Raw genomic sequence first — 14,507 nt, forward strand, 5'->3', positions numbered from 1 at the left:
GGCGCTCTCAGGCGAAGTCTGGAGCCCCGGCGGGCAGGCTAAATCGGAACTCGGCGCCTCCGCCGGGCGCGCGTCGTACGGTGATGCCGCCACCGTGCGCCTCGACGAGGCCCTTCACGATGTAGAGGCCGAGGCCGGTGCCACCGCGTGGCTGGCCGTGACCGCGCCAGAACTGCCGGAAGACGCGGGGCACGGCTTCGGGCGGGATACCCTCGCCCTCGTCGCGCACGGACACGACGGCTCCCTGCTTGCGTGAGTCCGGCTCCACCACAATGGTGACAGTACCAGCACCGTGCCTGAGGGCGTTCTCCACGAGGTTGCCGAGGATCTGGTCGATCTTGTCGGGGTCGAGCCACATCTCGGGCAGCTCGCCGAGCACCTCGACCTTGAAGCGCGAGGCCGGCTCCCCCGCCACCACGCGCCCCTTGACCACCTTGTGCACCTCTTCGATCACGTCGACGACCTGGCGGCGCATCTCCAGCCGGCCGGCCTCGATGCGGGACACGTCGAGCAGCTCGGTGATCAGCCGGGTCACCCGGTCGGCGTCGGCGTTGACCGTCTCGAGCATGACGCGCTTCTGGTCGTCGTTGAACCGGTGCCACTTGGCCAGCAGCGTCGCGGTGAAGCCCTTGACGCTGGTCAGCGGCGAGCGCAGCTCGTGGGCGACGGTCGAGACGAGGTCGGCGCGGTTGCGCTCCTGGCGGGCGCGCTGGACGGCGTCGCGGAAGGCCACGGTGAACGCGGTGACGCTGCCGTCCCCGGCGCGGGTGTAGGACGCGGTGACGAGCAGCTCGGGGCCGTCGGCCAGGTGCAGCGGACGCTCGGGGTGCCGGGTGCGCGTGGACAGGCCGGCGTACGGGTCGAGGCAGCGCCACCAGTCGCGGCCGTCGGCGTCGAACAGCGGCAGCACCTCGGCGAAGTCACGGCCGAGCGCGTCGGCCCGCCCGATGCCGGTCAGGCGTTCGGCCGCGCGGTTGAACACGACCACGCGGCGCTCGGCGTCGGCCACGAGCAGCCCGTCGGGCAGCGTGTCCGGGCAGAGTCCGGCGGCGGAATCGCTCGGGTGGGGGCCCGATCCGCCCACGACCGCCTCCACCTCCCAGTGTCCATGATGGCGCGAACGGCATGACTCTAATGCGCACGAGGAAACACCGCCACGCAAGCGCGTTAATGACAGGTCCCCAGCGTGTGTCGATCCCGTCCGCGGTGTCCGGTCTCGACGGCGGACGGTATCGCGCCCGGCGCGCTAACGCACACCGCACCCGGCCGCGCGTTCGTACGGAAGCGGACGTGAAATGCACGTCGAAGGCCGGAAAACGGCAGCATGACCCGATTTCAGCGGTCGATCAGGTGGTGAGGGCGTCGTCGACGTCGTCGTACGGGCGGAAGAGCTGGTCGAGCCGGGTGATCCGCAGGATGCGGCGCTGTGCCGGGCGCACGCCGGTCAGACGGAGGGAGCCGCCGTCGCGCGCGAGGCGGTTGTTGACGCCCACGAGGGCGCCGAGGCCCGCGGCGTCGCAGAAGCGCACGCCGGTGAAGTCGGCCACGATGTGGGTGCGGCCCTCGTCGGCCAGGGCGAGCAGGATGACGCGCAGCTCGCCCGAGGTGTGCACGTCGATCTCGCCGACGATCTCCACCACGGCCGACGCGTCGTCGCGGCGCACGACCCGGGCGGTCATGTCCCGCCGCGTGCCTCCGGGGCACCGCCGCACGGCCCCGCGTGCGCCACGCGCCCCTGCGGTGGCCACCTCGCAGCCCGCCGACCTGCGGCGGCGCGGCGTCGGAATGCCACTCACGTTCGTGTTCACGGTTTCGCCCCGTTCATCGAATGACCCATAGACACCATAGGCAACTCATAGGACGCACGGATCCCACCATAGGTTGGTTCAGTCTCCTCCCTGCGATGGAGCTCCCCATCGATCATGTCTTGTTTTACCGAAATGCGCGAATCATGAGCATTACTGCCAGTTTAGGGAGTAGATGATATTCGGGCGGCCCACTCCAGGGGCATGATCAGCGGATTCGCCGGGGATGTGCCCTGGGGACCCACGGACCCGATGCGGCCGGGGCACGGCGCCCCCGCGTGACTTAGGGTTGGTCGCCGATGGCCGACAACACCCTGGGCTCCACCCACCGCCCACTCCGCGACGTGGTGACGGCGGAGCTGCGCCGTCTGATCCTCCAGGGCGAGCTCATGCCCGGCGAACGGCTGGTCGAGGACCGGCTGGCCGCGCGGCTCGGCGTCTCACGCAACCCGGTGCGCGAGGCGATCCGGGTGCTCGCCGCGGAAGGGTTCGTCGAGGTGACGCCGCGGCGAGGCGCCGCCGTGGCACGGCTGTCTCCGGACGAGGCCGAGGAGCTCTTCGACGTGCGCGTGGCCCTGGAGGGTCTCAGCGCGCGCCTGTCGGCCCGCAAGGTGACGCCCGAGACCGCCGACCGGCTCCGCGCCGTCCTGGACTCCGCGCGCCTGGCCGTGGACGAGGGCCGGCTCGGAGACGTAGCCGACCTCAACACCGCCTTCCACGCCGCCGTGGCCGATCTGGCCGGCAACGCGTACCTGAGCCTGATGGTGGGCCCGATGCTCCGGCGCGCCCAGTGGCTGTTCCAGCAGACCGCCAAGCATCGCGCACCGCACTCCTGGACCGAACACCTCAGCCTCTACGAGGCCATCGCCGCGGGCGACGAGCGTGCCGCCGAGGACCGGGCCATCGCCCACGTCGAGGCGGCCCGGCGCTCCTATCTGGCAGCCCTGTCCGAGGACTGACGCCCCGGCGCATGCCGTGCGGCGGCCGCGACGCACGGCCCACGGAGACCGCCGGACCGCACTCGCCGACGTCCGCCACCGGCCCAACGGTGACGCTCGGGCGACCCACGAGCCACCTCAGGCTGTTTGCCCCAGCTTGGTAACGAACCGCGGTTTTTTGGCGGACGAAACCCACCGGAAACAGGATTTTGTATACGGTCATGCGATCGACCAGGCCTCAATGCGGGCGTGGTCCCGTCCGAAACCGGTCTCGAGTCCCCCACCCGACGTCTCCTGTCCCGTCCCGACCCCCCATCGGAGAAGGAGCGACCGTCCATGCACCTCCCTCGTCGGCTCGTCGTCACGCTCGCGACGCTGCCACTCGCCCTCGCCGCCGCGTGTTCCGGCGGCGGCGGCACCGCCAAACCGTCCGTCTCCGCCGCCACCGCGGACAACCGAGCAGTGAAGAACGGCGGCACCCTCACGATGGCGCTGTCGGCGGACCCGGACGCGCTGGACCCCAGCACCTCGGTCACCCTGCTGGGCCGCGAGGTGTTCACCTCGATCTGCGAGAAGCTGTACGACATCGACGCGAACGCCCAGATCGTCCCGCAGCTCGCGTCCGCCCTTCCCGACGTCTCCGGGAACGGCAGGACGGTGACCGTCAAGCTCCGCAGCGGAGTGAAGTTCAACGACGGCACCGCCTTCGACGCGGCGGCCGTGAAGAAGTCGCTCGACCGCCACCGCACCTGGAAGAAGTCGGCCCGCACCGCCGACCTCGCCGCGGTGAAGAAGGTGGACGTGGTGGACCCCGGCACCGTACGGCTCACGCTGTCACGCCCGTACTCACCGCTGGCCGCCCAGCTCGCCGACCGGGCCGGAATGATCATGTCGCCCAAGGCCCTCGACGCCGAGGGCGACGACTTCGGCGCGCACCCGGTCTGCGTCGGCCCGTTCAAGTTCGCGAGCCGGACCTCGGGCAACCAGATCGTCGTCGACCGGTCCCCGGACTACTACGACGCGGCGAAGGTCAAGCTCGACCGCGTCGTCTACAAGATCATCGTTGATCCGAACGTCCGGGCCGCCAACCTCAAGTCCGGCGACGTGCAGGCCGCCGAGGAGCTCGCCAACACCACCGTCGCGGGCGTGCAGGCCGACCCGAACCTGCGGGTCGTGTCCGGGGGCGGCCTGGGCTACTACGGCGTCCAGATCAACGTCGGCAACGCCCACGGCTCCACCGAGAAGCCCGGCCCGATCAACACGCCGCTGGGCAAGAGCCCGGAGCTGCGCCAGGCCTTCGAGCTGTCTCTGGACCGCGCCGCGATCAACAAGACGGTGTACAACGGGCTGAACCAGCCCGACTGCAGCCCGCTGCCGCTGAACAGCTCCTTCCGCGACAAGAGCCTGACCTGTTCCAACCGGGACATCGCGCAGGCCAAACAGCTCGTCGCCAAGTCGGGGTTCAAGCCGCCGATCCCGGTCAAGCTCCAGGTTCCCAACGACGCCACCAACGAGCGGCTCGGCCAGGTCATCCAGCAGATGACCAAGGAGGCCGGCTTCAACGTCTCCGTGCAGCCGATCGACTTCGCGACCGGGCTGGAGCAGGGCGCGGCCGGCAAATTCGACGCCATGCAGGTCGGGTGGTCCGGGCGCATCGATCCCGACGGCGACCTGACCGGCCAGATCACCACCGGCGGGCAGAACAACTACGCGGGCATGTCGGACCACGGCATCGACGACCCGATCCAGCAGGCCGCGGCCACACAGGACGCCGCCCAGCGCACCCGGCTGTACTCCCAGGCGATCCAGCGGCAGGCCCAGGTGCGCGGAATGATCTACCTGTACCACCAGCTCTACTACCTGGGCATGCGCAAGGACGTCGCCGGCATCCGGTACTACGCCGACGGCCTGCCGCGCCTCGGCACCGCCGGGTTCGCCGCGCGGTAGCCATGGCCCTGTTCATTCTGCGACGGCTCGGCGCCGCCGTGATCGTGCTGTTCCTGGGCAGCGTCCTGGTCTTCCTGGGCGTGCGGGCGCTGCCCGGGGACCCGGCACGCGTGCTCGCCGGGCAGGAGGCCTCGCCGGAGGCCATCGCCGCGATCCGGCACGACTACGGGCTCGACCGGCCGCTGCCCGTGCAGTACGCGCAGTGGGTCGGGAAGGCTCTCACCGGCGACTTCGGCCGGTCCACCCAGGACCGGCTGCCGGTCGCCCACATCCTCACCCAGCGGCTGCCCGTCACCATCGAGCTGTCCGTGCTCGCGATGATCGTCGCTATCGGGATCGGCGTCACCGCCGGCGTCGTGGCGGCGACCCGCCGCGGCCGGTTCGCCGATCACGTCGCGACCGGCTTCGGTCTGGTCGGGCTGTCGGTTCCGCACTTCTGGCTGGGCATCCTCGGCATCCTGCTGTTCTCCGTACGGCTGCACTGGCTGCCCGCCTCCGGCTACGTGCCCTTCACCGGCGATCCGGGCGGCAACCTGGAGCGCATGCTGCTGCCCGCGCTGGTGCTCGGCACCGGCTTCGCGGCGGTCCTGATGCGACAGACGCGGTCGGCGATGCTCGAGTCGCTGTCGGCCGACTACGTCCGCACCGCGCGCGCCAAGGGCCTGCCGGAGCGCTCGGTGGTGGGCGTGCACGCGCTGCGCAACAGCCTGACGACGGTGGTGACCGTCCTCGGTCTCCAGCTCGGTGCTCTGATCAGCGGCGCGGTGGTGACCGAGCAGATCTTCGTCATCCCCGGCTTCGGCAAGCTGACCGTCGACGCCGTGGTGACCCGGAACTACCCGGTCATCCAGGCGGTGGTGCTCGTCACGGTGGCGGGCTACATCGCCGTCAACCTGCTGGTCGACCTCGCGTACGGCGTGCTGAACCCGCGGGTGCGGCTGACGGGGGTGGCCGATGGCTGACCAGACGCTCTCCGCTCCCCTGCCGGCCCTCGCCGGCGCGACGCCCGGACGCGCACGGCAGGTCTGGCGGCGGTTCCGGCGCCGGCCCGCCGCGGTGGCCGGGCTGGCGCTCGTCGCCGGGTTCCTGGCTCTGGCGGTCATCGGGCCGCTCGTCACCGCCGACCCGGCGGCGCAGGACTACAGCGCGCCGCTGGCCCCGCCCTCGGGCGGGCATCTGCTGGGCACCGACGACCTCGGCCGTGACCTGCTCGCCCGCATCGCGTACGGCGCGCGGGTCTCGCTGGAGGCCGGCGTGCTGTCCGTGCTGCTGGCGATGGTGGTCGGCGTCCCGATCGGACTCGTGGCCGGCTATTACCGCCGGTTCCTCGACCCGGTCGTGATGCGCCTGGTCGACGTCGTGCTCGCCTTCCCGTTCCTGATCTTCGCGGTGGGCATGGCGGCGATCCTCGGGCCGTCGTTGCGCAACGTCATCATCGCGCTCGGCGTCTCCCAGCTCCCGGGGATCATCCGCGTGACGCGCGGCGAGGTGCTCACGCTGCGCGAGCTGGACTACGTGGCGGCGGCGGTCGCCGACGGCGCCGGCGACGGGCGGATCATGTTCCGGTACGTCCTGCCCGGCGCGACCAGCACGCTGATCGTGCAGGCCACGGTCGGCATCCCGACGGCGATCATCGGCGAGGCGACGCTGTCCTTCCTCGGTCTCGGCGTGCAGCCGCCGACGCCGTCGTGGGGCGTGGTGCTCACCGACGCCCAGCAGTTCCTCGACCAGGCGCCCTGGCTGGCGATCTGGCCCGGCGTGATGATCGCGCTGTCCACGCTCGGGTTCAACCTGCTCGGCGACGGTCTGCGCGACGCCCTGGACCCACGGAGCGTCCGATGAGTGAACGTCTGATGAGCGAACACAGCCTGCTGGAGATCACCGGCCTTCGGGTCGGCTTCGACACCGAGGAGGGCCGGGTCCAGGCCGTACGCGACGTCTCGCTGCGGCTCGAACGCGGCGAGATCCTCGCGCTGTGCGGGGAGTCCGGGTGCGGCAAGTCGGTGACCGCGATGTCGATCCCGCGCCTGCTGCCGCCGGAGACCACCCGGCTGTCCGGCTCGATCCGGCTCGACGGCCGGGAGCTGACCGACCTGCCCGAGAGCGCACTGCGCGCGATCCGCGGCAAGGACGTCTCCATGGTGTTCCAGGAGCCGATGACCTCGCTGAACCCCTCGTTCACGGTCGGGTTCCAGATCGCCGAGGTGCTGCGCAGGCACGAGGGGATGTCCCGTACGGCGGCGCGCTCCCGCGCGGTGGAGCTGCTCGAACTGGTGGGGATCCCGGCGCCCGCACGCCGGGTCAGGGAGTACCCCCACCAGCTCTCCGGGGGCATGCGGCAGCGGGTGATGATCGCCATCGCGGTGGCGTGCTCACCCCGGGTGCTGATCGCCGACGAGCCCACGACCGCCCTCGACGTGACCATCCAGGCGGGCGTGCTCGACGTCTTCCGCGACCTGCGCGACCGGCTCGGCACCGCGATCATCCTGATCACCCACGACCTGGGCGTCGTGGCCGACGTCGCCGACCGGGCCGTCGTCATGTACGCGGGACGGGCCGTGGAGGAGGCATCGGTGACCGAGTTGTACGCCCGGCCGCGCCATCCGTACACGGCGGGGCTCATGAGGGCACTGCCCTCGGCGGCGGTCACCGGCGAGGACGGCCGGCGGCGGCTCACCGAGATTCCCGGTCTGGTGCCCCCGCCGTTCGAGGACCCGGACGAGTGCGCGTTCCATCCGCGCTGTCCCCGCGCCCGGGAGGACTGCACGGCGACGCGGCCCGCGCTTGAGGCCTTCGGCACGGGGCACCGGGCGGCGTGCTTCCATCCTTTGTCCACGGCCGCGGGAGGTGACGCGTGAACGCGCCCGTACTCGAAGTGAAGGACCTCGTGAAGCACTACCCCATCCGGCGGGGCGGCCGGTCCGTGCGCGCGGTCGACGGGGTGTCGCTGTCGGTCGGGCCGGGCGAGGTGCTGGGCCTCGTCGGCGAGTCCGGCAGCGGCAAGTCCACGATCGGCCGGTGCGTGCTGCGGCTGACCGAACCCACCGCCGGTTCGGTGTCTCTCGGCGGTCGCGACGTCACTCACCTGTCGCGGCGGGCGCTGCGGCCGCTCCGGCGCGACGTGCACATGGTGTTCCAGGACCCCTACTCCTCCCTCAACCCGCGGTTCACCGTCGGGCAGATCGTGGCGGAGCCACTGCGGAGGCACGGTGTGGCCCGCGGTGCCGAGGCCGAGACGCGCGTCCGCGAGATGCTCGAACGCGTCGGGCTGAGCGCGGACATGCGCACCCGTCGCCCGCACGAGCTGTCCGGCGGACAGCGCCAGCGGGTCGGTCTCGCCCGCGCGCTGGTCCTGGAGCCCAAACTCGTCGTCGCCGACGAGCCGGTGTCCGCGCTGGACGTGTCGGTGCAGGCCTCGGTGCTCAACCTGATCGCCGACCTGCAGCGCGACATGGGCTTCTCGTGCCTGTTCATCACGCACGACCTGTCGGTGGTGGAGTTCCTCGCCGACCGGATCGCGGTCATGTACCTCGGGCGGATCGTGGAGACCGGGCCGACGGAGAAGATCTTCGCCGAGCCGCAGCACCCCTACACGCAGGCGCTGCTGTCCGCCGCGCCCGAGCCCGACCCGGTGCGGCAACGCGAACGCAGACGGGTGGTGCTCGGCGGCGAGGTGCCCAGCCCGCTCGACCCGCCGACGGGATGCCGTTTCCACACCCGATGCCCCATCGCCGTCGACACTTGCCGTACGGACGAACCGCGGCTGACCGGCGTCCGGGAGGCGGACCGGCCCGTCGCCTGCCACCTCGTGACGCCCTCCGCGGTGCCCGACCTCACTGAAGGGAACTAGCGTGTTCACAACCCGCCCCGAGCTGACCGGCGACTTCGGCATGGTGGCGAGCACCCACTGGCTCGCCTCCGCCGCCGGGATGAGCGTGCTCGAACGCGGCGGCAACGCCTTCGACGCGGCCGTCACCGCAGGTTTCGTGCTCCAGGTCGTCGAGCCGCATCTCAACGGGCCGGGCGGCGACCTGCCGCTCCTGGTGTGGAGCGCGGCCGACGAGCGGGCGACCGCGATCTGCGGCCAGGGCACCGCCCCGGCCGCGGCCACCATCGAGCACTACACCGGTCTCGGCCTGGGCCTGGTGCCCGGCACCGGGCTGCTGGCCGCGACCGTGCCCGGGGCGTTCGGCGCCTGGCTGCTGATGCTGGAGCGCTGGGGCACCTGGGCGGTGGAGGACGTGCTGGAGCCGGCCATCTCCTACGCCGAGAACGGCTTCCCGGCGCTGGAGCGGATCTCGACCACGATCGGCGCCGTCGAGCGGATGTTCGCCGAGGACTGGCCGACCTCCGCCGAGGTCTGGATGCCGGACGGGCGGGTGCCGGCGCCCGGGTCGCGGCTGCGCAATCCCGCGCTGGCGGCGACCTACCGCCGGATCGCGGCGGCCTCGCGCGCCGCCTCGGGCACCCGCGAGACGCGGATCGCCGCCGCGCGCGACGCCTGGTACCGCGGCTTCGTCGCCGAGGCGATCGCGCGGTTCTGCGCCGAGACGGCCTGGCGCGACACCTCCGGGCGCCGGCACGCCGGCCTGCTGACCGGCGACGACCTGGACGGCTGGCAGGCCACCGCCGAAGAGCCGCTCGGGTACGACTACCACGGGTACCGCGTCCTGAAGACCGGCCCGTGGGGACAGGGTCCGGTCTTCCTCCAGCAGCTCGCGCTGCTGGAGGGCTTCGACCTGGACGCGGCGGGCCACCTGTCGGCGGACTACGTCCACACCGTGACCGAGGTCGCCAAGCTCGCCTTCGCCGACCGGGAGGCCTGGTACGGCGATCCCGCGCACACCAAGGTGCCGATGGAGGCGCTCCTGCTCCCCGGCTACAACGACGAGCGGCGCGGCCTGGTCGGCGCGGAGGCGAGCTTCGAGCTGCGGCCCGGCGCTCCGCAGGGACGCGAGCCCGTGCTTCCCGCGACCGCCCCCGGCCCGGACGCCCCGATCGGCGACGGCGTGGGCGAGCCGACCGTACGCGGCGACGGGCGGGTGGACGGCGACACCTGTCATCTCGACGTCGCCGACCGGTACGGCAACCTGGTGTCGGCGACCCCGAGCGGCGGCTGGCTGCAGAGCTCGCCGGTCATCCCCGAGCTGGGATTCTGCCTGGGCACACGCGCGCAGATGTTCTGGCTGGAGCCGGGTCTGCCCGCCTCGCTGCGGCCCCGCAGCAGGCCCCGTACGACTCTGTCGCCGTCGCTGGCGCTGCGCGACGGCCGGCCGTGGATGGCGTTCGGAACGCCGGGCGGTGACCAGCAGGACCAGTGGAGCCTGAACTTCTTCCTGTCCGTCGTGCACGGCGGCCTGAACCTCCAGGAGGCGATCGACGCGCCGATGTTCCACTCGGTGCACTTCCCCAGCTCGTTCTATCCGCGCGGCGCGCGGCCGGGCGGCCTGGTGGTCGAGGAGCGGCTCGACCCGGAGGTCGTGGCGGAGCTGCGGCGCCGCGGCCACGACGTCGACGTTCAGGGGCCGTGGACGCTCGGCCGGCTGAGCGCGGTGACCCGCGACTCCGGCGAGCCCGGTTTCCTGCGCGCGGCGGCCAACCCGCGGGGCGCCCAGGGCTACGCGGTCGGACGGTGACGGATGAATCTGGCGGAGACCGGACTGCTGGCCGCGGCCGGCGTGGCGGCGGGAGTCGTCAACGCCGTCGCCGGCGGCGGATCCCTGATCTCCTTTCCCGCCCTCCTCGCGGTGGGCTACCCGGCGGTGTCGGCGAACGTGACCAACACGGTGGCGCTGTGGCCGGGGTACATCGGGGGCGCGCTGGGCTACCGGGCGGAGCTGTCCGGGCAGCGGCGGCGGGCGATCGCGTTCAGCGTGACGAGCGTCATCGGGGCGGTGGTCGGCTGTCTGCTGCTCCTGGTCACCCCGGAGGGCGTCTTCCACTCACTGACGCCGATCCTGATCGCGATGGCGAGCCTGCTGCTGGCGGTCCAGCCGTGGCTGAAGAGGCGGCTGAGCGCGTCGGAGCGGCTGAGCCGGCGGCACCATCGCACGCTCCTGCACGCCGGCCTGCTGCTCGGGGGGATCTACGGCGCCTACTTCGGCGCCGGCCTGGGCGTCATGCTGCTGGGCATCCTCGGCGTGTTCGTCCACGATCACCTGCAACGGGTCAACGCCGTGCGCTCGGTCCTGTCCCTGGTGATCAACACGGTGGCGTTCGCGGCGTTCGCGTTCTTCGGCCCGGTGCGGTGGTACGCCGTGGCGGTGATGGCCGTGGCGAGCCTCACCGGCGGGTTCGCGGGCGCGCGCGTGGCGCGGCGGCTGTCGCCGGAGATCCTGCGCGGGGTGATCGTGACGTTCGGCCTGGGCGTGGCCCTGGCCCTCGGGCTGCGCTGAGCCGTCCTGAGCTTGGAACGGTCCCTGCGCCGCCGTCAGGGGGTCCGGGAGGCCCGCTGGGCGCGCGCCGAGGTGTAGAGACAGACCGCGGCGGCGGTCGCCAGGTTGAGGCTCTCCGCGCCGCCGTAGATGGGCACCCGGACCACCTCGTCGACGGCGTTCAGGATCTCCTCCGGCAGTCCCCAGGCCTCATTGCCGAACACCCACGCGGTGGGCCCGTCGAGCGTGCCCGCGTCCAGGGCGGTGTCGAGCGAGGCCTCCCCCGCGCCGTCGGCGGCGACCACGGTCAGGCCCGCGCCCTTCAGCACCGGGATCAGGGCGTCGAACCGCGGGCCGGTGACGACCGGCAGGTGGAACAGGCTGCCGGCGGAGGCGCGGACGCACTTGCCGTTGTAGGGGTCCACCGAGGCGTCGGTGAAGATCACCGAGTCGGACCCCGCCGCGTCCGCGGTCCGCAGGACCGTGCCGGCGTTGCCCGGGTCGCGGACGTGTGCCAGCACCGTCACCAGGCGCGGCGCGGGTGACAGTGCCTTGTCCAGCGCGACGTCGACGAACTCGCAGACCGCCAGCAGGCCCTGCGGGGTGACGGTCTGGGCCAGCTCGGCCATGACCTCACCGCTCACCCGGAAGATCGGCACGCCGGCCTTCTCCGCCTGGGCGATCAGGTCCTGGTGGCGGTTCTCGGCCTCGGCGGTGGCGAACAGCTCGGCCAGCACGCCGTTCAACGCCAGCGCCTCACGGACGGCCTGCGGGCCCTCGGCGAGGAACCGGTGCTCACGGCGCCGGAACGCGCGTTTGGCGAGCCGGCGAGCCGCCTTCACCCTCGGTGATCGGGTGGAACTCAGCTCCCGGCCCGCCATCTGCGCGGATGTCCTGATGCGGATCAGGCCGCGGCGGTGCCGGCGGGCAGCGCCTTCTTGGCGGTCTCGACGAGCACCGCGAACGCGGGGGCGTCGTTGACCGCGAGCTCGGCGAGCATCCGGCGGTCGACCTCGACGCCGGCCTCACGCAGGCCCTGGATGAATCGGTTGTAGGTCATCCCGTTGGCGCGGGCCGCCGCGTTGATCCGCTGGATCCACAGCCGACGGAACTGACCCTTGCGGTCCTTCCGGTCACGGAAGGCGTACGTCATCGAGTGGAGCTGCTGCTCCTTGGCCTTGCGGTACAGCCTGGACCGCTGGCCGCGATAGCCACTCGCCCGCTCCAGGACGACCCGGCGCTTCTTGGCGGCGTTGACCGCCCGCTTCACGCGTGCCACGTTTCGAACTCCCTCGTGGGGGCCGGTGCCTCGTGGGCGCCGGCCGGTCGTAGGACTTACGGGACCACCGGTGCCGTACGGGCACCGGGAGCCCGGCGATCATTTCGGTGCCGGGCTTACTTGCCGAGCAGCTTCTTGATCTTCGTCTCGTCGTTCTTGGACAGGACCACGGGCCCGTCGAGCCGGCGCGTGCGCTTGGTCGGCTTGTGCTCGAGCAGGTGGTTACGGTTGGCGCGGCGGCGCATGATCTTGCCGGAGCCGGTGACCTTGAATCGCTTCTTGGCCCCACTGTGCGTCTTCATCTTCGGCATGGTCGCCGACGTCTCCCTAGTCCGAGCGCCTCGGCACGGACGCGCGGCGTCCCCGAGGGGGACACCGGGCGCCGGACAAGGCGCGATGTGCATGCTTCATCGCGAGACGACCCCGCTACGTGAGCAGGGTCGTGGGCGGGACTGCCCCGGATCAGGCCGGGGCCTCGTCCTCCACCTGCCGACGCGCGCGACTGCCGGTCGCGGCGCGCTGTGTTTCGGCCTTGGCCTCGCTCTTCTTTCGGTGCGGCCCGAGCACCATGATCATGTTGCGGCCGTCCTGCTTGGGCCTGGACTCGACGAAGCCGAGTTCTTCGACGTCCTCCGCCAGCCGCTGCAGCAGCCGGAACCCGAGCTCCGGGCGGGACTGCTCGCGGCCACGGAACATGATCGTGACCTTGACCTTGTCACCTGCCTTGAGGAACCGCTCGACATGGCCCTTCTTGGTGCCGTAGTCATGCGGGTCGATCTTCGGCCGGAGTTTGATCTCCTTGATGACGGTGTGCGCCTGGTTACGTCGCGCATCGCGGGCCTTCATCGCGGACTCGTACTTGAACTTTCCGTAGTCCATGAGCTTGGCCACGGGCGGTCGCGCGGTCGGGGCGACCTCCACCAGGTCGAGATCGGACTCCCGGGCAAGGTCAAGAGCCTTGGCGATGGGAACGATGCCGACCTGTTCGCCGTTCGGACCGACGAGCCGGACCTCAGGCACGCGAATGCGCTCGTTGATACGCGGTTCGGCGCTGATGGGACCTCCTTGGGGTACTTCGCTGTCTCTGACCGGCCATACCCCGGGCCCTTCATGCGAAAAGCCCCGCATGACTCGCATTGCGGGGCCACTACCGGACACCTCGGCGGCCGAAGCCGACGAGGAGGGCACACGTCAAGTGTGCCTGACCGGGACCCATCGGCCTTTCGCTCCGCGAGGAGCGCGGCCGATCAGGTGGGAGTGACCTCCGCTTGCGCGCCCGACGCCTGCGCGCCGGGCCAGTCAACGCTTAAAGATATCAGCTTTTGGGCGCCACGTCGAAAACGCGCACCTCGAACGCCGCGGTCACCGCGATCGGCTCGTCGAGCGCCTCGACGCGCTTCCGCACGGCCTCCGGGTCGGCGTGCCAGGCGCTGGGGCCCATCGCCACGAGCGCGGCGACCTCGGAACGCGTCAGCCGCATCGAAAGCTCCAGCGGCCACGTGCCGGCCGGGCGGAACCGCCCGCCGAGCGTGTCCGCGACCCGTTCGGCCTTGCGCGGGTCGACGGTGAGCAGGTCGAGCGGGCCGATCAGCTCCTCCAGGTGACGCGCGGCCGGGGTGACGACGATGAGCACCCCGTCCGGCCGGAGCACCCGGTGGAACTCCGCGGCGTTGCGCGGAGCGAAGACGTCCAGCAACACCCCCACCGTACCGGTGCGCACGGGGAGCGGGCGCCAGACGTCCCAGGTCAGGGCGCCGATGCGCGGATGAGCGCGCGCGGCGCGCCGCAGCGCGTGCTTGGACAGGTCCAGCGCGAGGCCCGGCCGTTCCGGCAGCCGGTCGAGCACGGCCCGCAGGTAGTGGCCGGTGCCCGCCCCGGCGTCCAGGACGCAGCCGTCGGCCGGGGCGCGCTCCGCGGCCCGCTCGGCGATCAGCCCGGCGAGCGGCGCGTAGTGGCCGCCGTCGAGGAACTCCGCGCGGGCGGCGACCATGGCCGCCGTGTCGGCGGTTCCGGTGCGGACGTTGCCGGTCAGCAGCCCCGCGTACCCCTGCCGGGCGATGTCGAAGGCGTGCCCGGCCGCGCAGCGCAGCGCCCGCGGTTCGAGCGTCAGACCGGCGCCGCATACGGGGCAGCGCAGGAAGGGGACGACGTCGGTGAGCATCCG

General features: G+C 71.9%; 15 protein-coding genes. 8 read left to right on the forward strand and 7 right to left on the reverse strand.

Translation table 11 applies throughout. The features are described 5' to 3' along the window. Positions 1-7 precede the first annotated feature (7 nt). Both QSK37_RS08915 and QSK37_RS08920 read right to left on the reverse strand, forming a co-directional pair. Entirely contained in the window at positions 8-1,084 is a 1,077-nt protein-coding gene (locus QSK37_RS08915; protein WP_285618938.1) for a sensor histidine kinase, read from the reverse strand. Positions 1,085-1,346: 262 nt separating this feature from the next. Continuing rightward, positions 1,347-1,679: an STAS domain-containing protein gene (locus QSK37_RS08920; RefSeq protein WP_285581455.1), complete on the reverse strand. Its 333-nt coding sequence runs from the start codon at positions 1,677-1,679 to the stop codon at positions 1,347-1,349. A gap of 425 nt (positions 1,680-2,104) precedes the next feature. Between QSK37_RS08920 and QSK37_RS08925 the strand changes: the two genes are divergently transcribed. The 8 genes from QSK37_RS08925 (at position 2,105) to QSK37_RS08960 (ending at position 11,085) form a co-directional block, all read left to right on the forward strand. Continuing rightward, complete coding sequence (locus QSK37_RS08925; protein ID WP_285618940.1) at positions 2,105-2,764, forward strand: GntR family transcriptional regulator; 660 nt, start codon at positions 2,105-2,107, stop codon at positions 2,762-2,764. A gap of 315 nt (positions 2,765-3,079) precedes the next feature. Beyond that, positions 3,080-4,690, forward strand: coding sequence for an ABC transporter substrate-binding protein (locus QSK37_RS08930; RefSeq protein ID WP_285618942.1), 1,611 nt, complete (start codon positions 3,080-3,082; stop codon positions 4,688-4,690). A gap of 2 nt (positions 4,691-4,692) precedes the next feature. Continuing rightward, a complete protein-coding gene (locus QSK37_RS08935; protein WP_285581451.1) occupies positions 4,693-5,652 on the forward strand; it encodes an ABC transporter permease in 960 nt (319 codons plus the stop codon). Then, entirely contained in the window at positions 5,645-6,532 is an 888-nt protein-coding gene (locus tag QSK37_RS08940; protein ID WP_285618944.1) for an ABC transporter permease, read from the forward strand. Before QSK37_RS08935 ends, QSK37_RS08940 begins: the two co-directional genes overlap by 8 nt. Continuing rightward, positions 6,529-7,548: an ABC transporter ATP-binding protein gene (locus tag QSK37_RS08945; protein WP_285618946.1), complete on the forward strand. Its 1,020-nt coding sequence runs from the start codon at positions 6,529-6,531 to the stop codon at positions 7,546-7,548. The genes QSK37_RS08940 and QSK37_RS08945 overlap by 4 nt, the downstream gene beginning before the upstream one ends. Beyond that, positions 7,545-8,540 (forward strand): ABC transporter ATP-binding protein, encoded by a 996-nt coding sequence (locus QSK37_RS08950; protein WP_285618947.1) that lies wholly within the window; start codon positions 7,545-7,547, stop codon positions 8,538-8,540. The genes QSK37_RS08945 and QSK37_RS08950 overlap by 4 nt, the downstream gene beginning before the upstream one ends. A 40-nt stretch (positions 8,541-8,580) precedes the next feature. After that, positions 8,581-10,326 (forward strand): gamma-glutamyltransferase family protein, encoded by a 1,746-nt coding sequence (locus tag QSK37_RS08955; RefSeq protein ID WP_285620077.1) that lies wholly within the window; start codon positions 8,581-8,583, stop codon positions 10,324-10,326. 3 nt (positions 10,327-10,329) lie between these two features. After that, positions 10,330-11,085, forward strand: coding sequence for a sulfite exporter TauE/SafE family protein (locus QSK37_RS08960; protein ID WP_285618949.1), 756 nt, complete (start codon positions 10,330-10,332; stop codon positions 11,083-11,085). A gap of 35 nt (positions 11,086-11,120) precedes the next feature. Here the strand turns inward: QSK37_RS08960 and QSK37_RS08965 are convergent, their stop codons facing one another. The 5 genes from QSK37_RS08965 to QSK37_RS08985 form a co-directional block, all read right to left on the reverse strand. Next, complete coding sequence (locus QSK37_RS08965; protein WP_285618951.1) at positions 11,121-11,945, reverse strand: TrmH family RNA methyltransferase; 825 nt, start codon at positions 11,943-11,945, stop codon at positions 11,121-11,123. Between the two features lie 23 nt (positions 11,946-11,968). Next, positions 11,969-12,343: a 50S ribosomal protein L20 gene (gene rplT / locus QSK37_RS08970; protein WP_285618952.1), complete on the reverse strand. Its 375-nt coding sequence runs from the start codon at positions 12,341-12,343 to the stop codon at positions 11,969-11,971. Positions 12,344-12,459: 116 nt separating this feature from the next. Next, positions 12,460-12,654, reverse strand: a complete 195-nt coding sequence (gene rpmI, locus QSK37_RS08975; protein ID WP_285581439.1) for a 50S ribosomal protein L35 — start codon at positions 12,652-12,654, stop codon at positions 12,460-12,462. Positions 12,655-12,805: 151 nt separating this feature from the next. Further along, on the reverse strand, positions 12,806-13,399 hold the full coding sequence (gene infC / locus QSK37_RS08980) for a translation initiation factor IF-3 (protein ID WP_285620078.1): 594 nt from the start codon (positions 13,397-13,399) through the stop codon (positions 12,806-12,808). A 259-nt stretch (positions 13,400-13,658) separates the two neighbouring features. Then, positions 13,659-14,504: a putative RNA methyltransferase gene (locus QSK37_RS08985; protein ID WP_285618953.1), complete on the reverse strand. Its 846-nt coding sequence runs from the start codon at positions 14,502-14,504 to the stop codon at positions 13,659-13,661. Positions 14,505-14,507: the final 3 nt, after the last annotated feature.

Source organism: Actinoallomurus iriomotensis (assembly GCF_030269445.1).
In the GTDB taxonomy this organism is placed as follows: Bacteria; Actinomycetota; Actinomycetes; order Streptosporangiales; family Streptosporangiaceae; genus Actinoallomurus; species Actinoallomurus iriomotensis.

What these genes read in the sequence shown, in the direction of transcription:
- QSK37_RS08930 (WP_285618942.1), top strand. Translation starts at nt 3,080, where the DNA reads ATGCACCTCCCTCGTCGGCTCGTCGTCACGCTCGCGACGCTGCCACTC.
- QSK37_RS08985 (WP_285618953.1), bottom strand. Translation starts at nt 14,504, where the DNA reads ATGCTCACCGACGTCGTCCCCTTCCTGCGCTGCCCCGTATGCGGCGCC.
- QSK37_RS08940 (WP_285618944.1), top strand. Translation starts at nt 5,645, where the DNA reads ATGGCTGACCAGACGCTCTCCGCTCCCCTGCCGGCCCTCGCCGGCGCG.
- rpmI (WP_285581439.1), bottom strand. Translation starts at nt 12,654, where the DNA reads ATGCCGAAGATGAAGACGCACAGTGGGGCCAAGAAGCGATTCAAGGTC.
- QSK37_RS08960 (WP_285618949.1), top strand. Translation starts at nt 10,330, where the DNA reads ATGAATCTGGCGGAGACCGGACTGCTGGCCGCGGCCGGCGTGGCGGCG.
- QSK37_RS08965 (WP_285618951.1), bottom strand. Translation starts at nt 11,945, where the DNA reads ATGGCGGGCCGGGAGCTGAGTTCCACCCGATCACCGAGGGTGAAGGCG.
- QSK37_RS08925 (WP_285618940.1), top strand. Translation starts at nt 2,105, where the DNA reads ATGGCCGACAACACCCTGGGCTCCACCCACCGCCCACTCCGCGACGTG.
- QSK37_RS08945 (WP_285618946.1), top strand. Translation starts at nt 6,529, where the DNA reads ATGAGTGAACGTCTGATGAGCGAACACAGCCTGCTGGAGATCACCGGC.
- QSK37_RS08920 (WP_285581455.1), bottom strand. Translation starts at nt 1,679, where the DNA reads ATGACCGCCCGGGTCGTGCGCCGCGACGACGCGTCGGCCGTGGTGGAG.
- QSK37_RS08935 (WP_285581451.1), top strand. Translation starts at nt 4,693, where the DNA reads ATGGCCCTGTTCATTCTGCGACGGCTCGGCGCCGCCGTGATCGTGCTG.
- QSK37_RS08955 (WP_285620077.1), top strand. Translation starts at nt 8,581, where the DNA reads ATGGTGGCGAGCACCCACTGGCTCGCCTCCGCCGCCGGGATGAGCGTG.